The following is a 19,635-nucleotide window of genomic DNA, read 5'->3' on the forward strand; positions in this document are numbered from 1 at the left end:
TGGAATTAAATTTATGGATAAAGTAAAAATAGAAAATTTAGAGATAAATTGTTCCATTGGTCGGGGAGTAAAAGAAAACTTAAATAAGCAGCGTGTTTTGGTTGATGTGGAATTGTTTTTTGAAACGGAAAGGGCTGCAAATTCTGAGTCTCTTGATGATGCTGTTGACTTTACTCTGATTGCCCAACAAATTGCTTTCGTTCTCCAGGTTTGTAGTTTTACTTTGCTTGAAGTGGCCGCACATACCATTGCAAAAATGATTTTAATGCCACCAGCCATTGATGAAAAACGTGCCCAGGTTGAGAAGGTTCATTTGGTTTTGCATATGCCGGAAGCGCTCAAATCATATGGGGGGGCGTCCGTAGAAATAACAAGAAATGCTTTGTGGGCGAAATATATTGATGAGGAAAAGCCGTTTGGAAAGGTGAAAATAATTCATGAAACAATGGATTTTGGTTTGTATCGATTAAGTATTTCGCCGGGAAATAAAATCCCCATGCATGAACACCGTGTTATGGATGAATCTGAATTTATTTTGACGGATGGCGTTCAATGCCAACATCTTCCCGCCCCAGTGGGGTCGGTGCGTCATTGGCCAAAATTTACACCTCATGTATATGAGAATCTAACCAATCGATGGCAGTCGTTGTTGTGCATTGATAGACCTAAATTTATGCATCACGATGAAGTGCTGGTATCAAAGCCTGCGGTAGACGTTCCCCTTATTCCAGGTTGGTTCTCATGACGCTTCCTAAACGAGTGCTGGTATTGGGTGCAACAGGTGCAATAGGTTATGAAGTGGTATCCGCTCTTAAAACCGCAGGTGTTGATATTGTGGCCCATGGACGAGATGGGGAAAAACTTGAATCTATACGAGAAGAATTTTCGGTAGAAACGGTATCTTGTGCACTGAATCAAGAGGGCGAGCTGGCTCAAATAATTCAACATATATCAGAAACGCCGTTTCTATTGGATGGATTGGTAAGTTGCTCGGGCGTGGTCAATTATCAAGAAATTGGTACGGTAAGCTTGGAAGCTCTTAGGGCGCAGTTTGATATTAATTTTGTGGCGCCATTCATGATTTCACAGGCAATATCTTCTAGGTTGAAGAAAGAAGAAACTCCAGGCTCCATTCTTCACATAGCGTCATCTCTTGCCATCAGGTCGGCACCGCATACGGCAGGATATGCCGCAAGCAAAGCGGCTTTGTTGTCATCAGTCCGTTCTATGGCTATTGAGCTTGGCGCCAGTCAAATAAGAGTGAATGCATTGCTACCAGGACTGCTAGATACCAAGATGACCAGAGTTGTTCGACTGCACGAAGGAGAAATTCCTCCTGTTGGTGATGAGTTGAATGAGCGATTGAATCGTCAATTTGAAGAAGGCCGAAAATTCCATGTCCTTGGCAGATTGGGGCATCCGAAGGAAGTTGCCGATTCAGCCGTGCATATTTTGGGCGCATCGTGGATGACTGGGGCTGCCGTGAGTTTGGATGGTGGCGTTACGCTTTAGGTGCGCCCTAGGTGGCTGCATTGGCTTTTAAATTTTTTTAATAACTTCTAATAATTGCCTATGTCTACTCCACAACGCCCTTTGGTTCTGGTCACTGGTGCAGCCCAGCGCATTGGCAAGGCGGTCATCACCGCCTTTGCCGATGCGGGATACGACTGCTTGATTCACGCCAACCGCTCGCACGAGGCGGCGCTGGCTTTGCAGGATGATTTGCGCACACGTGGTGTGCAGGCCGATGTACTGCTGCACGCCATCACCGATGCCAAGCTGGCCGCTCGCACCTTGTTGGATCACTGCGAGCAGCAGCTAGGCCGCTTGCCGCAGGCCAGTGTGCTGTGCGCAGCGTCGTATGACTTGGACCAGCCTGCCCAAGCCACCTTGCCCGATGTGACGGCGCAGTTGGAACTGAACTTTGTGTTTCCCACTGCCTACTGTGCTGATTTGGGCTGGCGTTTGTCGCAGCAAGCAGCCCGGCTCGCAGCGCAGCAGTCTTTGCCTGACACCAGCGTGACGCTGTTTACCGACTACAAGGTGGAGCGCCTCAATGGCGACTTTTTGTCTTACTCGGTGGCCAAGCACGCACTGCATGGCAACTTGCCCTACCTGTGCGTGGCCTATGCCCCTTATCTGCGGGTCAATGCCATTGCCCCTGGCCCTGTGTTGGCAGCGCATGGTATGACGCAAGAGGCCTTGGACGCCTTGGTCGATGCCAGTTCGGTCAGTGGCCATCACCCTCGCATTCAAGACGTAGCGGCCACAGCGGTGTTTTTGGCCTCCAACCCTTCCCTGTATGGTCAGCACATCGTGGTCGATGCGGCTGCCCGTTACGACCGCAGCAGCGGTGAAGTGTGTTTATAAAAACGGTTCAGCCGCAGTGAACAGCAAGCGCTGTAGCCATTCAAGAATGGACGCAGTCAAATGATTCGGTATCGACTTCTTGGCTGGTATGGGCGTCGTAGCGTGGCCCCGATACCGTGGCGTGGTTGATAAGGGCCTCCAACTGATCCATCTGCGCAGCGGACAGGCTCAGTTGGGCCGCGGCGGCGTTGTCTAACAAGTGCTGCCGTTGGGTCGTTCCTGGAATAGGAACAATGTGGGGTGCACGGTGTAGTAACCAAGCCAACGCCAGCTGGGCGGGGGTGCAAGCCGCTTCCTGTGCCATCACCCGGTAAGCGTCTAGCAACGCCACATTGGTGGGCCAATGTGCCGCTGTAAAGCGCGGCATGGCGCGGCGAATGTCTTTGGCATCCAGTGACTGCGTGTCGTGCAGGGTGTCGCACAAAAAACCACGCCCGACTGGGCTGAACGCCACAAAGGTCACCCCCAGTTCACGGCAGGCATCGAGCACGGCGATTTCGGCATTGCGTGTCCACAGCGAGTATTCGGTTTGCACTGCGGCTATGGGGTGCACCGCATGGGCTTTGCGCAAGGTCGCGGCTGAAACCTCACTCAGTCCGATGCAACGGATTTTTCCTTGGCGTACCAAGTCGGCCAGTGCCCCCACACTGTCTTCGATGGGAACGCGCTTGTCCCAGCGGTGCAGGTAATAGAGGTCAATGACATCGGTTTGCAATCGGCGCAAGCTGTCTTCGCATTGCTGGCGCAGCGTGCTTGGGCGGCCATCGATGACGCGCTGCGGTTTGCCATCCACAGGCACTATGGCCATACCGCATTTGCTGGCCAGTGTGTAGCGCTGGCGGTGCTGTGCCAGCACCCGACCCAAGCGCTCTTCATTGCGACCACTGCCGTAGAGCGTGGCAGTGTCCAGCAGGGTGTAGCCCGCATCCAGGGCTTGCAGCAGCAGGCGTTCACCATCGGCTTCACTGGCAGCAGGGCCATAGGCATGATCCAGATTCATACAGCCTAAGCCAATGGCACTGACAGTAAAGGGGCCTAAAGCGCGCTGTGGCATGGCAGACATGGGGGACTCCTGTAAAGGCAGATTAGGCCTGAAGCTGCTGCTCCAGCTGGTGCAGCACCTGGTAGCAAGGCAACACCTGGGCCAGGCTGGCGTTGGGCTCGCGGCCTTCGCGGATGGCGGCGAAGAACTCGCGGTCTTGCAGCTCAATGCCGTTCATCGACACATCCACCTTGCTCACGTCGATCTTCTCTTCCTTGCCGTTGACCAGATCGTCATAACGCGCGATGTAGGTCGCCGTGTCGCCGATGTAACGGAAGAAGGTGCCCAAAGGGCCATCGTTGTTGAATGACAGGCTCAGCGTGCAGATCGCGCCATTGGCCGCCTTGAGTTGGATGCTCATGTCCATGGCGATGCCCAGCGTGGGGTGGATCGGGCCTTGGATGGCATTGGCCTTCACGATGGGGCTGCCGCACTGGTAGGCGAACAGGTCGACCGTGTGCGCGGCGTGGTGCCACAGCAGATGGTCCGTCCAGCTACGCGGCTGACCCAGCGCGTTCATGTTGGTGCGGCGGAAGAAATAGGTCTGCACGTCCATCTGCTGGATGTTGAATTCACCGGCCTTGATCCTCTTGTGCACGTATTGGTGGCTGGGGTTGAAGCGACGCGTGTGGCCACACATGGCCACCTTGCCGGTTTGCTTCTGCAAGGCCAAGACTTCTTCGCCTTCCTTCAGCACGTCGCACAGCGGAATTTCCACCTGCACGTGCTTGCCGGCCTCAAGGCAGGCCTTGGTCTGCGCGGCATGCATCTGCGTGGGCGTGCACAGGATCACCGCATCGACTTCCTTGATCTTCAGGCTGTCGGCCAGCTCGGTGGTGACGTGTTGGATGCCGTATTTGTCGGCCACTTCCCGGGTCTTGTCCAAATCGCGGCTGATCAGGGACACGACTTCCACATCCTTGATGTTTTTGATGCCGTCCAGGTGCTTGATACCGAAAGCGCCGGCACCGGCGAGTGCAACTTTGATCGTCATAGTGAATATCCTTTTATTGATTTTCCAAAATCAGGTGGCCCACCGCCGTATTCGACGCAGGCACATGATAGAAACGGTGAGCGACTTTCGGTGCCGGGCCCTTGCCCGCTACGTCGCTCATCGCGCCGCGCGCGATCAACCACATCACGAGCTCAATGCCTTCGCTACCCGCTTCGCGCACATAGTCGATGTGCGGCACGGCGGCGCAGCCTTCAGGGTCGTTGATGAGTCGGTCGAGCCAAGCGTTGTCCCACTGGCGGTTGATAAGGCCTGCGCGTGCGCCCTGCAACTGGTGGCTCATGCCGCCTGTCCCCCAAATGTGCACGTTCAGGTCTTCGTCATAGCTCTCCACGGCCCGTCTTATGGCTTGACCCAGTTGGAAGCAACGGCGACCACTGGGCACAGGGTACTGCACCACGTTCACCGCAAAGGGAATGACAGGACAGGGCCAAGAGCCAGTCTTGGGGTTTTGCTCGCCGCACATCAGTGACAGCGGTACGGTTAGACCATGATCGACATCCATCTTGTTGACGATGGTCAGGTCAAAATCTTGCTGGATCACGCTTTGCGCAATGTGGCTGGCCAGTGCAGGGTGGCCTTGTACCACTGGTACAGGACGCGGGCCCCAGCCTTCGTCAGCAGGTTGGTATTGCGCAGCCGTGCCGATGGCAAAGGTTGGAATCAGATCCAGACTGAAGGCCGTGGCATGGTCGTTGTAGACGAGGAAAACGACGTCGGGCTTGTTGTCCTTCATCCATTGCTTGGAAAAATCGTAGCCTGCGAAAACAGGCTTCCAGTAGTCTTCCTGCGTTTTGCCCAAATCCATGGCTGCGCCGATAGCCGGTACATGCGATGTGTAAACAGATGCTGTGATGCGTGCCATGTATCAATCCTTTTTGGCCTGGCTGGCTTTGCCTTGCGGCTGACGGTGAGCCTGTGCGTCACCGTCTTCACCAATGTAACGATTGCCTTCTATCGAGCGTCCCCCGCCAACCATCATGGCGCGGTATTCGTCTTCGGTCATACCGGTCATGGAGCCTGCCATTTGCTGGAAACTTTTGCCATCGGTAGCACCTATCTTGGCCAAAAAGTAGATGTTCCCACCCGTACGCATGCACCAGTTCAGGTCTCTTGCCAGTACCGCTTGCTTTTGCTCTTCAGTCATAGCCCATTCGTCCAGATAGGCGCGTTCGTTGGCTTTGAACCGATCTCTGTTTTCTGCTTTCATCAGGCTCATGCAGAACTGGTTGAGCCAGTAGCCTTTGCGTGATTGCTCGGCATCAAAAATGATGGTGCCGGGCACGTCCTTGTAGGGTTTTTCTAATGACATCTTAGATTTCCTCTGGCCAATAGAGCCGCATCGGATTGGTTACCAGCAGCTTCTTTTGCAGCTCTGCTGTTGGGGCTATGTGCGGTATGAAATCCACCAGCAGGCCGTCATCGGGCATGTGGTCTTTCAGGTTGGGGTGCGGCCAGTCGGTGCCCCACAGCACGCGATCAGGGAACTCCTGCACGATCTTGCGCGCAAAGGGCACCACGTCTTTGTACGCGGCCTGTTCGCCGTTCAAGGCCTTGGGGCCGGTCACCGACAAACGCTCGGGGCAACTTACCTTGCTCCACACATTTTTGTGTTCGCGCATGAACTTGAGGAAGAGCGCGAACTCGGGGCCGTCCACGGGCTTGCTCACATCGGGGCGGCCCATGTGGTCCACCACCACCGTGGTGGGTAGCGCAGTGAAGAAGTCCCACAGCTCAGGTAGGTCCACGGCCTCGAAATAGATCACCACATGCCAGCCCAGCTTGGCGATACGGCCCGCAATCTCCATGAGCTCGTCCTTGGGCGTGAAGTCCACCAGACGTTTGACGAAGTTGAAGCGCACGCCGCGCACGCCGGCCGCGTGCAGCGTTTGCAGTTCCTCATCGCTCACGCTGCGTTTGACCGTGGCCACGCCGCGCGCTTTGCCGTTGGACGACAGGCAGGCATCGACCAGCGCGCGGTTGTCCGCGCCATGGCAGGTGGCTTGCACGATCACATTGCGCGAGAAGCCCAGGTGATCACGCAGCGCAAAGAGCTGGGACTTGCTGGCATCGCAGGGCGTGTACTTGCGCTCAGGCGCGTAGGGAAACTCAGCACCCGGGCCAAACACGTGGCAGTGGGCATCCACCGCCCCTGCGGGCAACTGGAAACGGGGTTGGGACGGCTGGGCGTACCAATCGAGCCAACCGTTCGTCTTCAGAAAATTGTCAGTGGTCAATTGGGTCATAGTGGGGCCTACTTGCTAGCGCTGTATTTGGCGATGAGAGCACGGGCGTCGTCCAGCATCTTTTGGCCATCCATGCCTTTGCCATTCATCTCTTTCACCCACTCTGCTGCGAGTTTGTTGCCCAGTGCCTTCCACTGCACCAGTTCGGTCGCTGAAATCATGTTGATTGCCGCTTGGTTCACCAGTTTTTTGCCATCCACATCGGCTTGTAAAAAGGCTTTGCCAGCTCCTGCGGACGCTGCCTGACCTGAATTGGCATCGATCACCTTCTTCAAGTCTGCAGGCAATGCGTCATACTTGGCTTTGTTCATCGCCAACACAAAAGTGGATGTGTAGAACGCTGGTTCCGCCGGATCAGTCTCTGAGTGGTACTTCACCAGCTCGTGAATTTTGACTGCGGGAACCACTTCATAAGGCACGACGGCTCCGTCGATCACCCCCTTGGACAAGGCATCACCCACTTGCGGCACGGGCATGCTCACCGGCGTGGCCCCCAGCATAGCGATGAATTTATTGGTCAATCGCGTAGGGGCACGCAGCTTGAGGCCGCGAAGATCGGCCATGGTTTTGATCGGTTTTTTGGTCATGTGAAAGACGCCATCACCGTGCACGTGGAAAACGAGAGGTTTGACATCCTTGAACTCATTGGCGCTGTGGATTTGGGCGTAATCCCAGAGCGCCTTACTGGTTCCTTCGGGGCTCTGCATCATGAATGGCAGTTCAAACGCTTCCAACGATGGAAAACGCCCTGCGGTGTAGCCAGGCAAAGTCCAAATGATGTCTACCACACCATCCCGAACTTGTTCAAACAACTGTGGAGGAGTGCCGCCCAACTGCATTGAAGAGTAGATCTGGCACTTCATGCGGTTATTGGACTCTTTGGCGATTTTGTCGCACCAAGGATTGATGAACAGCGTCTGCGCCGCAGAGGTAGCGGGCAGAAAGTGGTGAACTTTGAGGGTAACTTCTTGAGCCATGGCGTTGTGTGCCAACAAGCCCCAACCGACAGAGGCAAGAATGCGTCGAAATTTCATGTTTGTCTCCTAGTTATTTACGTCAAGATTTGCACCAACCACAGGGTCAGCACAGGGAACATGATGAGCAGGGTCAACCGAATAGCATCGGTCAACAAAAAGGGAATTACGCCTTTGTAGGTCTCCACCATCGGGACATCGCGTGCCAAGCCGTTCATGATGTAGACGTTCAGTCCCACGGGGGGGAAGATCATTCCGATCTCGCATACCGTCAGGATTAGGATGCCGAACCACAGCGCCTTATCTGATACCTCCAAGCCCATGAAGTCCATCCCCATAATCACTGGGAACAGTGTTGGCACGGTCAGCAAGATCATGCTCATCTCATCCATGACGCAGCCGAGAATGACGTAGAACACCATGATGCCCGCCATGACTATCATGGGCGATAGCTGCAGATGGCTCACCACGTCGGCCAATTGGCGCGGCAACTGTGACAAGGCCAAAGAGGCGTTAATCATGTCAGCGCCGATGAAGATCAGAAAAATCATACCGCTGGTCTGCGCGGTCGTACGCACTGCGGCGACCATCTTTTCACGGTTGATTTCGCCGCGTACCAGTGTGATGCCCAGCGTCAGCACCACGCCAATGGCAGCACCCTCGGTGGCGGTGAACAAGCCGCCATAAATACCACCAAACACCACCGCAAAAATGGCCACGATAGGCCACACCCGCAACCCGGCTTGCAGCACTTCGCTGGCCGATGCAGTTTTTGCAGCAGGTGCCTGCTCGGGATGCATGCGCACCACCACAGCAATCGCAATCAGGTAGCCGATGGCAGCCAGCAGCGCAGGTACGTAGGCCGCTAAAAACATCTTGGTGATGTTCTGCTCAGTCAAGATGGCGTAAACCATCAGCGTTACTGAGGGTGGCAGCAGTACCCCCATGGTGCCACCTGTGGCCAGCGCGGCGGTGGCCAAACGGCCACTGTATCCAATGCGGCGCATTTGCGGGTATGCCACTTGGGCGATGGTGGCGGTCGTCGCCACGGTAGAACCCGAGATAGAGCCAAATGCTGCACAGGCGAGCACACCCGCCATGGCCATACCGCCTCGAAAACGGCCCAACACGGCATTGGCGAAATCAAAGAGTGCTTTAGCCATTCCCCCCTGCACCGCCAACCCACCCATTAACATGAACAGCGGAATGACGGACAGGTCATACACCGATACCCGAGCGTAGACCGCCCCTTTGAGATGAGATAGCAGCGGATACCAGCCAGACAGCATCCAATAGCCCACAGCGCCGGGTACAAACATGGCCACTGCGATGGGAACACGCACCGTCATCAACAGCAGCATGGCTCCAAACATTGCCAAACCAATCGCCATGGTGCTCATACAGTCGCTCTTCCATCGACGTGCTGCATGCGGTGCAGTTGTACCAAACCAATCAGCACGCACAAACCCAGACCTGGGAGCATGAGCAAGTAAGGAATCCACAGGGGCAGATCCATTAGCATCGATCGTTCACCCGCAGAGTGGATATCCAAGCCACCGACCGCCACGCGCCACAGCACCAAAGCCATCACGCTGGTGTACAGCAGCACGCCCAGTGTGTCCATGCGATGCTGGGTGCGCGCACTGGCCCCAGTCGTGAAAAAGTCCACGATGATGTTGGCGCTTCGGTACTGTGTGAACGGCATGAACGATGCCACTACTACCGCACCACCTAGCTGCACCAGCTCGACGTCGCCCAATATGGGGTAGGCAAAAAAGGCGCGCCCAATGACGCTGAACGTGGTCATGCATGCAATGGCCAGAAGCACCAGTGCGCCAACCGCGGCACTGGCATCGCACAAGCGCTCAAGCCAGTCTCTGGCTTGCGGCGGCGCACTCTCGCTCAATATGTTGGTCATCTTGTCTCCTCATTTTTAGTGCTTGTCTTGAGACCCTGCTGTGCCGGTACGTTGCCAGCAGATTGCTGCAGGGGCCTCCGGATTCAGTCGATGTAGCGCAGTCCTTTTTTTTCCAGCGATTCGCGCATCTTGTACATGTCCAAGCCCAGCACGCCGCTGGCCAGTTTGGCGCGCTTCTCACCTTCAAAGCTTTCTCGTTTCTGCGCTGCTTGCAGCGTTTCTACGGCACGGGATGCAGGCACGCACACCACGCCGTCATCGTCGGCCACGATCACGTCGCCAGGGGTCACTAGCATGCCAGCGCACACCACCGGGATGTTGACGGAACCAATGGTCTCTTTGATACAGCCCTTGCTGGAAATGCACTTGCTCCATACCGGAAAGTTCATCTCGTTGAGCGTGCGCACATCGCGCACACCCGCATCAATGATGAGCGCCCGCGCGCCACGTGCCTGAAAGGAAGTGGCCAGCAAATCGCCAAAATAACCATCGGTGCATTCGGCCGTAATGGCGGCAACCACGATGTCACCTGCTTGAATCTGTTCTGCCACGACGTGCATCATCCAGTTGTCGCCGGGGTGCAGAAGCACGGTCACGGCGGTACCACTGACCTGCACGCCTGTCTGTATAGGCCGCATATAGGGTTTGAGCAAACCCACGCGGCCCATGGACTCGTGCACGGTGGCCGAGCCAAGGGCGGCTAGGCCGTCGGCGGCTGCTCGGTCAGCGCGGGTGATGTTGCGGTAGACAACGCCTAGTTCATACATATCAAAGCCCCTTTGCCTTCAGGCGTGAATCGAGTCGGGAGAACACGCGGCGCGTGTTGCCTTCGTAGATCTGGTGCTTGTCTTCGGCACTCAGGATCTTGCTGGCTTCGATGTAGCGCTTGGTGTCGTCGTAGTAATGCCCGGTCGTGGGGTCGATGCCACGCACTGCACCAATCATTTCACTGGCAAACAGCACGTTCTTCACCGGAATCACCGTGTTCAGCAGGTCAATGCCGGGCTGGTGGTACACGCAGGTGTCGAAGAACACGTTGTTCAGCAAGTGTTCTTGCAGCAGTGGCTTCTTCATCTCTTGCGCCAAACCGCGGAAGCGACCCCAGTGATAAGGCACCGCGCCGCCGCCGTGGGGGATCAAAAACTTGAGAGTCGGGAAGTCCTTGAACAGATCGCCCTGGATAAGCTGCATGAAGGCCGTGGTGTCAGCGTTCAGGTAATGCGCGCCAGTGGTGTGGAAGCACGCGTTGCAGCTGGTGCTCACGTGGATCATGGCGGGCAGGTCGTACTCCACCATCTTTTCGTAGATGGGATACCAGTGCTTGTCGGTCAGCGGGGGGCTGGTCCAGTGGCCGCCGGAAGGGTCGGGGTTCAGGTTGATGCCGACGGCACCGTATTCCTTCACGCACTTTTCCAGCTCGGGGATGCAGGTGGCCGGATCGACACCGGGCGACTGCGGCAGCATGGCCACGGGCACAAAGTGGTTGGGGAAGAGCTGGCTGACGCGGTAGCACAGCTCGTTGCAGATGGCCGCCCAGGTGCTGGAGACGTTGAAATCGCCAATGTGGTGGGCCATGAAGCTGGCGCGGGGGCTGAACAGGGTGATGTCGCTACCGCGCTCTTTCATCAGTTTGAGCTGGTTGGTCTCGATGGACTCGCGCAGCTCGTCGTCGCTGATCTTCAGGTCGGCCACTTTGGGCATGGCTGCCGGGTCTTTGATACCGGCGATCTGCGCATTGCGCCAGTTCTCCAGTGCCTTGGGGGCCGTGGTGTAGTGGCCGTGGCAGTCGATGATGAGGGAATGTTGTTTCATGGGTCTCTCTCTGGGGGCATCTTCTAGGGGGGGCTTCACTCAAACCGCTTCCATGCCTTGGCGGCGTTTGGCGGCCAAGGCGGCGGGTGAGGCAAAGAACTCCAGCAGGGCATGCGTGGCAGGCACGTCACGGCAGGTGGTGCAGATGCCGGCGGAGAACGTAGTCAGTATGGCTACCTCGTCTGGCATGGGGCCGACAAGGGTGATGCCGGGGACGAACAACAACTCGCTGGTCTGCTGAAAGCCCAGCGCCACCTTGCCTTGCGCCACCAGCGTGCCCACGGGTACACCAGCAGGTGCCTGCACAATGCGACTGTGCAGTTCGGCGGCCAAGCCCCAGCGCTCAAACAGCCTCACCAGTGCCACACCACTGGGGCCGGTGGAATAACCAATGGTGGGAGCGGCCAGTACGGTGGCGCGCAAGGCGGCCTCGCTGCTGATATCTGGCAGCGCGGCACCGGCTGGCACAGCCACCGAGACAGCGCTGCGCATCAGATCCACGCGGCTGTCGGGCAGCACATGGCTGCTGGCAATCAGTTTGTCGATGGCATCGCCAGCCAGGAACACCGCATCAAAGGATTCACCGGCTTGCACGCGTTTGGCGGCGTCCACTCCACCCACCGATTCAATAGCAATGGGCGAGCCCCCCTGCTGCACATAGGCTTGTACGAGGTCGGCCAGCACGGCACGGGTGGCCATGGAGGAAATGCCAGTCAGGGTGTTTGCGCAGGGGGTGTGCATGCGGGAAATTCTAGGGATTGCCCCCCCCGTTTGTCGTGCGAAATTGGCCACTATCTGCTATAACTGAAATGCATAGCTTGTGAAGCGTTATACCGATATACGACATGGACCTCAAACAACTCGAATCCTTTGTCCGCGTGGCTGAACTGGGCAGTTTCACCCGCGCTGCTACTGCACTGGGACTGCCGCAGCCACTGCTGAGCCGCCACGTTCGCCAGCTAGAGGTTGAGCTGCGTCAGACTTTTATGCTGCGCAACGGGCGCGGCGTGACGCTGACCGATCCGGGCCTGGTGTTGTTGGAACACGGGCGCGGCATCCTGCACCAAGTAGCGCTAGCACGTGAGGAATTAGAGGCCACCCGCGGCGCGTTGGGAGGCCATGTGTCCATCGGCTTGCCGCCATCGCTCAGCAAGCTCATCTCCGTCCCCCTGACGCTGGAGTTCCGCAAGCGCATGCCTCAGGCGCGCCTGACGCTGACCGAAGGGTTTTCTGTGGCCATGAACGAGGGCTTGCGTTCGGGACGGTTGGACATGGCCCTGCTCTACAACACACCGCACTCGCCCGACATCGAAATCCAAGTGCTGCGCCGCGAAACCTTGGTATTGATTGCGTCCGAGGCCGCTATCAAGCGCGTGCCCGATGTGCGCCTGAAAAGCCGCATGCCGCTGGCCACATTGGCCGAGTTGCCCCTGATCCTGCCCAGCCGACCCAACGCCTTTCGCATCCTGATTGAGACCGAACTGGTGCGCTTGGGACTAAAGCCCCGTATCGAGCTGGAGGTGGACGGCCTTAACGCCATACTGGAACTGGTGGGCGAGGGTTTGGGCTTTGCCGTTTTGCCGCCCTACACGCTCAGCCATATCGACAAAGCGCAGGTGTTTTCAACCCGCAAGCTGTTCAACCCCCAACTGGTGTGCGAACTGATGCTTGTTACGTCGGCCCACCGCCCCGTCACAGGAACGCACAAAGCGGTACAGGCGGTGGTAGCGGACGTGGTGCGCGAGGCGATGCAGTACTACCGGTGATGGTTGGCCAAAGGTTGGCCTACTTGCGCTCTCCCACCCCCCACGGTTCAGGCACCAAGGCCACGATGTGGCGGTAAAACTGGCGGAACCAGTCGCTGTCGTGCACTGCACCATTGCGCAGCGGATCCTTGTTTTGCGCAAAGGCTTGGGCTACTTCAACCCAGTCTTGGTCCGTAAAAACCTCAGTGGCCTTGGACAGCACCACCGCTTCTTCCAGCGCCATGTGCTGGCGGTGAAAGCCCGCGTAGGTGGCACAGCGCTCGGCAAATTCGGCCTTGGCACCGGGAATATCGGCTTCCATGCGGCCTAGCACGGCCTTCAGACGATCCAGTGCGGGTTGGCTGTTGACATGCTGGCGTTCCAGTTCGTCCAAGGTGGCGTTGATGTCTGCCGTGCGCGCACGCAGGCGTGGGAACAGCACCGCGTCTTCCTTAGGATGGTGCAGGCGCTCGGGGAATTCCTCTATGTAGTAAAGGATGGACCACAGCAGCTTGTAGTCGGGCGTGAGTTTGCCCGCAGCCACGTCGGTGGCCACGTACTTGAGAGCGTCTATCACGGCAATCAGTGTGATGTGCTCGTTGCGGACGATGGACAGGGCTTGTTGTTGGGGCGTCATGGTGGGTTGGGGCTAGGTGGAGGTGAGGTAGACCTTTTGCAGCAGGCGGATCAAGGTCTTGCGCTCGGTGGCGGTCAGGGTGGAGGCGGCCTGGGCCTCCACGTCGAAAGCCTCTTGTTCGGCCACCTGCATCAGTGCGATACCGGCTGGCGTAGGGTGCAAGCCCATGGCGCGACCATCGTTGGGGTGGGGGCGGCGCGTGATGAGTCCACGCTTTTCCAAGGTGTTGATCAGGCCCACCAGATTGGGCGGCAACAGGCCCAGCGTAGCGCAGAGCTGGCGCGAGGTGATGCCGGGGTTGTGCACGATGAGCGAAGCCACCGAGAAGTCGACCGGGCGCAGATTGAACTGTTCCATGCGCTCCAAAAACGCGCCGATGATGACCAGTGTGGCCCGTCGCGTGTTGTACCCCAGCAGGGACTCGAGGAAGCGCGTGTCCACCAGATCCACGGCGGTGTCAGCGGTTAAGTCGGGAGTGGTTTTATGGGAAATGTCCATGGTGCAGCGGTCAAGAAGTGGAGGCGCTTTTGATCATAGCTAGGCGCATCTCCAACTCAGGCAACACCCAGCGCGCAAACGCCTGCGCCGGGGCGTTCCAACGCATCGCATCCGCAGACGCCTGCGAGGCAATCTGTACCCAGGCCCACTGCAGCAGCAGCAGGGCTACGGCGCGCAGGTAGTCGTCGGCCACCCAGTATGGCAAGGCCGGGTTGTGCTGGGCCGCCTGCGCGAGACGGGCGGTGAGTCCCTGCAGGGTGCGCACAGAGCTACTTAGTGCATCGTCGGGGTGGCCGTTGCCACACAGCCCATTGAGCCAATCGCAGAAAGCCTCGCCACCATCGGGCAGCACTTTGCGCACCAGCAGGTCGATGGCTTGGATCTCGTTGGTGCCCTCGTAGATCATGGCCACGCGGGCATCGCGCACATGCTGCTCGATGCCCCACTCGGACACATAGCCGTGCCCGCCAAACACCTGCAGACATTCGCTGCCACCATAGAAAGCTTGGTGTGTGAAGGCGGCCTTGATGACCGGAGTGACAAAGCTGCACCAGCGCAGCGCAGCCTCACGCCGCGCAGTGTTCGCATGGTGCTTGGCCATGTCCAATTCCAGCGCGGTGCGGTAGGCCAGCACACGAGCGCCGTCGATCCAAGCGCGCTGGGTGTCTAGGATGCGGCGGATGGCTGGGTGGTCGGCAACCACACTAATGTCTTTGGCTCCGGGTGCACGCATCTGGCGACGCTCATGGGCATAGGCGTTGGCTTTCTGCCAAGCAGCCTCCAAGAGGCCTATGCCTTGCAGGGCCACATGCAGGCGTGCGGCGTTCATCATCACGAACATGGCATTGAGGCCGCGACCCGGTTCACCGATGATTGAGCTGCGGGCCTGGTCAAAGCGCATCACGCAGGTCGGACTGCCGTGCAGTCCCATTTTTTCCTCAATGCGTTCGCAGTGCACCGCACTGCGGGTTCCGTCGGGGTAGAACTTGGGTACGAGGAACAGTGACAGTCCCTTGGGCCCCGGCGGTGCATCGGGCAGGCGGGCCAGCACCAAGTGGACGATGTTGTCGGACAGGTCGTGCTCGCCGCCGGAGATGAATATCTTGGTGCCCGACAGGGCGTAGCTGCCATCTGCCTGTGGTGTGGCCTTGGTACGAACCAAGCCAAGGTCGCTGCCGGCCTGGGGTTCGGTCAGGCACATGGTGGTCAGCCATTCGCCGGTGGCGATTTTGCGGATGTATTGATCTTTCTGTTCCTGCGAGCCGTGGTGCTTGAGGCACTCGTAGGCGCCGTGCAGCAGGCCCGGTGCCATGGTCCAGCTGTGGTTGGCGGCACTGAGCATTTCGTACAGAGTAGCCTCCAGCACGGAGGGCAAACCCTGACCGCCGTCCTCCACCGCGGCCGAGAGCGCAGGCCAACCAGCCTGCCAGAAGGCCTGGTAGGCATCACGAAAGCCAGGTGCCATGGTGACCTGACCATCCTTGCACTGAGCGCCTATTTCGTCCCCGATGCGGTTCAATGGCGCAATGACCTCGCCGACAAACTTGCCGGACTCTTCGAGCACCTGCTGTAACAGGTCGGCATCGACTTCGGTATACGCAGGCAGGGCTTGGAGTTGTGTCGTGGCCTGCAGCACGGTCTGCAGGATAAAGACCATGTCGGCCACTGGGGGGTGGTAGGAATTCATGCAGTCTTCTTAGCAGAACCGAGGTAGGTGGCAATCACACGCGGGTCTTCTGCCAGATCGGCAGCAGGGCCGTGCACGCTGAGTTCACCCATTTCCAGCACGTAACCGTAGTCGGCCACGGCCAAAGCAGCGCGGGCGTTCTGCTCCACCAGCACGATGGTCACGCCAGTCTGGCGCAGCTCGGTGATGATGTTGAAGATCTCGCGCACCACCAGCGGGGCTAGACCTAGGCTGGGCTCGTCGAGCATCAAGAGGCTGGGCCGGCTCATCAGGGCGCGGCCGACTGCCAGCATCTGGCGCTCGCCGCCGGACAGCGTACCGGCCAATTGGATGCGGCGCTCTTTCAGGCGCGGGAACAGGTCGTACACATCGGCCAAGCGGTCGCGCCACTGGGCATTCTTCAGGCGCATCTGGCGAAAACCGCCCAGCACCAGATTGTCTTGCACCGACATGGAACCGAACAGCTCACGCTTCTCGGGCACCAGTGCCACGCCCTGCATCACGCGCTCTTCCAATGTTGTATCCAGAATGGGTTTGCCATCGAACTGAATGCCGCCCTGACCGGGCAAGATGCCCATCAGGGTATTGAGCAGGGTGGACTTTCCGGCACCGTTGGGGCCGATCACGGTGATGACGCTGCCCTTGTTGGCAGAGAGATTGATGCCATGCAGCACCTCGGCACGGCCGTAACCAGCGCGCAGGCCGTTGACTTGCAGGAGAGGGGTAGTCATTGCGGCTCCTTAGTGTTCGGTACCCAAGTACGCAGCGCGCACCTCAGGGCTTTGCTGAATGAATTCGGGCGTGCCTTCGGTCAGGAAAGTGCCGAACTCCATCACCACCAAGTGGTCGCAGATGCCCATCACCAAGTCCATGTCGTGCTCCACCAGCAGGATGCTCATACCCTCACTGCGCAGTTGGCGCAGCACATCGGCTAAGGCTTGTTTCTCCTTGTGGCGCAGGCCAGCGGCGGGTTCATCCAGCAGTAGCAAGGCCGGATCGCCGCACAGGGCACGGGCGATTTCCATCAAACGCTGCGGGCCCATCGCCAAGTTACCGGCCTGCTCGTGCAGGTAGGCACCCATGCCGATGCGCTCAAGCTGGCACTGGGCCTGGCGAAATAGTTGCTGTTCCTCGGCACGGTTCATGCGGGTCATGGCGCTGAGAACGCCTTTGGATCCGCGCAGATGGGCACCCAAGGCCACGTTTTCCAGTACCGTCATGTCTGGGATCATCTTCACGTGCTGGAAGGTGCGCGACATACCGCGTGCGGCAATTTCGCGCGAACGCAGGCCGCCAATCTTCTGACCACGAAACACCACATCGCCGCTGGTGAGGGGCAGCACGCCGGAGATCAGGTTAAACGTGGTGGACTTGCCCGCACCATTGGGCCCGATCAGGCCGACGATCTGCCCCGCCTTGATCTGAAAACTGATGCCGTTCACCGCCACCAAGCCGCCGAACTTCTTGCGAATGGCCTGCACGTCCAACACCAACTCGTCCTTGGCGGGCTTGGGCTTCTCGGGCAACACAGGGGCATCGGCCCAATCCTGCATACGCTGGGGGCGTGGCAGGCGCTTATCCACAAAAGACCACAGACCATGAGGGAGGTGTTTGAGCATCAGCACCAGTACGATGCCAAACACGATGATCTCGAAGCTGCCGCTGGTTCCAAGCAACTGGGGCAGCAGTACCTGCAACTGGTCTTCCAGCAGTTTGGTCAACAGTGCACCGGTGATAGCGCCCCAGACATGGCCCACGCCGCCCACCACGGTCATGAACAGGTACTCGATGCCCATCTTCAAACCAAATGGCGAGGGGTTCACCGTGCGCTGGAAGTGCGCGAACAGCCAGCCCGAGAGCGATGCCAAGAGCGCGGCAATCAGGAAGATGATGATCTTGAAACGCAAGGTGTTGACACCCATTGCCTCGGCCATCAGGGTGCCGGTGCGCAGCGCCCGCATGGCGCGGCCTACACGGGAGTCCAGCAGGTGCAACACCGCCAACGCCGCCAGCACCACCAATGTCCAAGTGAGCACATAAAAGCCCCGGCCTTGGCCCAGGTCATAGCCGAACAGGGACAGGCCCTGCACACCCAGCAGGCCGTCGTATTTGCCCAGGGCGTCGACGTTGCCCATCAGGTAGTACAGCGAAAGTCCCCAAGCGATGGTTGCCAGCGGCAGGTAGTGGCCCGACATGCGCAGCGTGAGGCTGCCCACGATCCAGGCCGATGCAGCCGTGATACCCAGCCCGATGAACAGCGTCACCCAAGGGGACAGGCCTGCATTGAGCGTGAGCCAAGCGCTGGCATACGCACCGATGCCCACAAAGGCGGCCTGCCCGAAGGAGGTGAGACCGGCCACCCCTGTTAGCAGTACTAGGCCTAGGCAGGTCAGGCTGTAGAGGCCGATGTAGTTGAGCTGGGTGATCCAGAAATCGGGCAGTGGCAGCACGGCCACCGCAATGAGTACGGCAACCAGCACCCACAAACCATATTTGCGCGCCAGCATGCCAGCGCTGCCTGGCCGCCCGAAGGCGCTAACGGCCCCCCCGGGGGGCAGCGAACTACCCGAAGTGAAAGAGCGTGGGTGTTTCATTTTTAGTGATCCTCATCCGAATGACTGCCGTGCAGGGAGCGCCATAGCAACACCGGCAAAATGATGGTGAACACAATGACTTCCTTGAAGGCACTGGCGTAAAAGGAGCCGAAAGCCTCCACCACGCCAACAAACAACGCGCCGACCAGCGCACCAGGGTAGCTGGACAGGCCTGCCACCACGGCGGCCACGAAGCCCTTCAGGCCAATCAGGAAGCCCGTGTCGTAGAACACCGTGGTGGTGGGGCCGATCAGCAGGCCCGACAACGCGCCGATGAAGGCCGCCATGGCAAAGGTGAGCTGACCGGCTGCCGGGGAAGAGATGCCCATGAGGCGCGCTCCCAGCCGATTCACGGCAGTGGCGCGCAGCGCCTTGCCGTACAGCGAGCGTTCGAAAAACAACCACAGCAGCACGATGAGTGCAGCCGACGCAGCCACGACGATCAGCGTCTGGCCGGTTAGGCTGATAGGGCCTAGCACCAAGCGCAAGTCCCAGAACGCCGGGTTGCGGAATCCCTCAGCGCCGAAGAACAAGAGGCCCAAGCCGGTCATGGCAAAGTGCACGCCTACCGAGACGATGAGCAGCACCAGCGGCGTGGCATCGGCGAGTGACTGATAAGCCACCCGGTACACCAGCGGACCAAAGGCGGTAACCACGGCCACGGACAGCGCCGCCTGCACCAGCAGGGGCGTTTGCATGGGGGCCAGCCATGCGGTCAGGGCGGCTACGACCAGCGGCACGGCCAGCGTCTTGCCTGCGGCTTGGAGGCAACGCGCCACGTTGCGCTGGCGCAGCCAAACCTCGGTCGCATCCATGGCCGCCGCCAGAGTGGCCAGGATGAGCAGCAGCCACACCGTTCCAGGAACCTTGCCGGTCTGCAAAATGGCCAGCGTCAAGGCACCGTAAGCGACGAATTCGCCCTGCGGAATGAAGATGACACGCGTGACGGTAAAGACCAGCACCGTGGCCAAGCCCAGCAGGGCATAGACAGCACCGTTGGTCACACCGTCCAGCATCAAAATGCTGGCGATCGAAAAGTCCATGGCAAACCTTATCGTTTGTTGAATTCGTTGCTAGCCCACCCCGGGCCGCCCCAAGGT

General features: G+C 58.6%; 21 protein-coding genes. 4 read left to right on the plus strand and 17 right to left on the minus strand.

The genetic code is table 11. The annotated features are described in order from the left end of the window. The first annotated feature begins 13 nt into the window (after positions 1 to 13). From KIK84_RS00705 to KIK84_RS00715, 3 genes are read left to right on the plus strand one after another with little or no spacing between them, the layout of a single operon-like run. Positions 14 to 745, plus strand: a complete 732-nt coding sequence (locus KIK84_RS00705; protein ID WP_214121066.1) for a FolB domain-containing protein — start codon at positions 14 to 16, stop codon at positions 743 to 745. After that, positions 742 to 1,512 carry an SDR family NAD(P)-dependent oxidoreductase gene (locus KIK84_RS00710; protein ID WP_214121067.1) on the plus strand — a complete coding sequence of 257 codons (771 nt, stop codon included), beginning with the start codon at positions 742 to 744 and terminating at the stop codon, positions 1,510 to 1,512. Before KIK84_RS00705 ends, KIK84_RS00710 begins: the two co-directional genes overlap by 4 nt. A 60-nt stretch (positions 1,513 to 1,572) precedes the next feature. Further along, positions 1,573 to 2,370, plus strand: coding sequence for an SDR family oxidoreductase (locus KIK84_RS00715; protein ID WP_214121068.1), 798 nt, complete (start codon positions 1,573 to 1,575; stop codon positions 2,368 to 2,370). A gap of 40 nt (positions 2,371 to 2,410) precedes the next feature. Here KIK84_RS00715 and KIK84_RS00720 read toward each other — a convergent pair whose 3' ends face one another. The 11 genes from KIK84_RS00720 to KIK84_RS00770 all read right to left on the minus strand — a co-directional run bounded on the left by KIK84_RS00720 (position 2,411) and on the right by KIK84_RS00770 (position 12,115). Continuing rightward, positions 2,411 to 3,424, minus strand: coding sequence for an aldo/keto reductase (locus KIK84_RS00720; protein WP_214121556.1), 1,014 nt, complete (start codon positions 3,422 to 3,424; stop codon positions 2,411 to 2,413). 31 nt (positions 3,425 to 3,455) lie between these two features. Beyond that, a complete protein-coding gene (locus KIK84_RS00725; protein ID WP_214121069.1) occupies positions 3,456 to 4,406 on the minus strand; it encodes a Gfo/Idh/MocA family oxidoreductase in 951 nt (316 codons plus the stop codon). 13 nt (positions 4,407 to 4,419) lie between these two features. Further along, a complete protein-coding gene (locus tag KIK84_RS00730; RefSeq protein ID WP_214121070.1) occupies positions 4,420 to 5,289 on the minus strand; it encodes a class III extradiol dioxygenase subunit beta in 870 nt (289 codons plus the stop codon). A gap of 3 nt (positions 5,290 to 5,292) precedes the next feature. Beyond that, positions 5,293 to 5,736, minus strand: a complete 444-nt coding sequence (gene ligA / locus KIK84_RS00735) for a protocatechuate 4,5-dioxygenase subunit alpha (RefSeq protein WP_214121071.1) — start codon at positions 5,734 to 5,736, stop codon at positions 5,293 to 5,295. A 1-nt stretch (position 5,737) separates the two neighbouring features. After that, the gene (locus tag KIK84_RS00740) at positions 5,738 to 6,670 is read right to left on the minus strand and encodes an amidohydrolase family protein (protein ID WP_214121072.1); all 933 of its coding nucleotides are present in this window, start codon (positions 6,668 to 6,670) and stop codon (positions 5,738 to 5,740) included. Positions 6,671 to 6,678: 8 nt separating this feature from the next. Continuing rightward, positions 6,679 to 7,704 carry a TRAP transporter substrate-binding protein gene (locus KIK84_RS00745; RefSeq protein ID WP_214121073.1) on the minus strand — a complete coding sequence of 342 codons (1,026 nt, stop codon included), beginning with the start codon at positions 7,702 to 7,704 and terminating at the stop codon, positions 6,679 to 6,681. Positions 7,705 to 7,721: 17 nt separating this feature from the next. After that, the gene (locus tag KIK84_RS00750) at positions 7,722 to 9,044 is read right to left on the minus strand and encodes a TRAP transporter large permease (protein ID WP_214121074.1); all 1,323 of its coding nucleotides are present in this window, start codon (positions 9,042 to 9,044) and stop codon (positions 7,722 to 7,724) included. Further along, a complete protein-coding gene (locus tag KIK84_RS00755) occupies positions 9,041 to 9,562 on the minus strand; it encodes a TRAP transporter small permease (protein ID WP_214121075.1) in 522 nt (173 codons plus the stop codon). Before KIK84_RS00755 ends, KIK84_RS00750 begins: the two co-directional genes overlap by 4 nt. An 83-nt stretch (positions 9,563 to 9,645) precedes the next feature. Next, on the minus strand, positions 9,646 to 10,329 hold the full coding sequence (gene ligK, locus KIK84_RS00760) for a 4-carboxy-4-hydroxy-2-oxoadipate aldolase/oxaloacetate decarboxylase (protein WP_214121076.1): 684 nt from the start codon (positions 10,327 to 10,329) through the stop codon (positions 9,646 to 9,648). A gap of 1 nt (position 10,330) precedes the next feature. After that, complete coding sequence (locus KIK84_RS00765; RefSeq protein ID WP_214121077.1) at positions 10,331 to 11,374, minus strand: amidohydrolase family protein; 1,044 nt, start codon at positions 11,372 to 11,374, stop codon at positions 10,331 to 10,333. Positions 11,375 to 11,413: 39 nt separating this feature from the next. Next, a complete protein-coding gene (locus tag KIK84_RS00770; RefSeq protein ID WP_214121078.1) occupies positions 11,414 to 12,115 on the minus strand; it encodes a substrate-binding domain-containing protein in 702 nt (233 codons plus the stop codon). A 104-nt stretch (positions 12,116 to 12,219) separates the two neighbouring features. On the opposite strand from KIK84_RS00770, the gene KIK84_RS00775 reads away from it, so the two are divergent. Next, positions 12,220 to 13,140, plus strand: coding sequence for a LysR substrate-binding domain-containing protein (locus KIK84_RS00775; protein ID WP_214121079.1), 921 nt, complete (start codon positions 12,220 to 12,222; stop codon positions 13,138 to 13,140). A 19-nt stretch (positions 13,141 to 13,159) separates the two neighbouring features. Here the strand turns inward: KIK84_RS00775 and KIK84_RS00780 are convergent, their stop codons facing one another. The 6 genes from KIK84_RS00780 to KIK84_RS00805 form a co-directional block, all read right to left on the minus strand. Further along, positions 13,160 to 13,756 carry a hemerythrin domain-containing protein gene (locus KIK84_RS00780; RefSeq protein ID WP_214121080.1) on the minus strand — a complete coding sequence of 199 codons (597 nt, stop codon included), beginning with the start codon at positions 13,754 to 13,756 and terminating at the stop codon, positions 13,160 to 13,162. 12 nt (positions 13,757 to 13,768) lie between these two features. After that, a complete protein-coding gene (locus KIK84_RS00785) occupies positions 13,769 to 14,254 on the minus strand; it encodes a MarR family winged helix-turn-helix transcriptional regulator (protein WP_214121081.1) in 486 nt (161 codons plus the stop codon). Between the two features lie 10 nt (positions 14,255 to 14,264). Continuing rightward, on the minus strand, positions 14,265 to 15,941 hold the full coding sequence (locus KIK84_RS00790; RefSeq protein ID WP_214121082.1) for an acyl-CoA dehydrogenase family protein: 1,677 nt from the start codon (positions 15,939 to 15,941) through the stop codon (positions 14,265 to 14,267). Beyond that, positions 15,938 to 16,672, minus strand: a complete 735-nt coding sequence (locus KIK84_RS00795) for an ABC transporter ATP-binding protein (protein ID WP_214121083.1) — start codon at positions 16,670 to 16,672, stop codon at positions 15,938 to 15,940. The genes KIK84_RS00790 and KIK84_RS00795 overlap by 4 nt, the downstream gene beginning before the upstream one ends. Before the next feature lie 9 nt (positions 16,673 to 16,681). Continuing rightward, positions 16,682 to 18,448 (minus strand): branched-chain amino acid ABC transporter ATP-binding protein/permease, encoded by a 1,767-nt coding sequence (locus KIK84_RS00800; protein ID WP_214121557.1) that lies wholly within the window; start codon positions 18,446 to 18,448, stop codon positions 16,682 to 16,684. A gap of 89 nt (positions 18,449 to 18,537) precedes the next feature. After that, positions 18,538 to 19,578, minus strand: a complete 1,041-nt coding sequence (locus KIK84_RS00805) for a branched-chain amino acid ABC transporter permease (RefSeq protein ID WP_214121084.1) — start codon at positions 19,576 to 19,578, stop codon at positions 18,538 to 18,540. Positions 19,579 to 19,635 lie beyond the last annotated feature (57 nt).

The sequence above is a fragment of the Curvibacter sp. CHRR-16 genome (assembly GCF_018474005.1).
Lineage (GTDB): Bacteria > Pseudomonadota > Gammaproteobacteria > Burkholderiales > Burkholderiaceae_C > Allorhodoferax.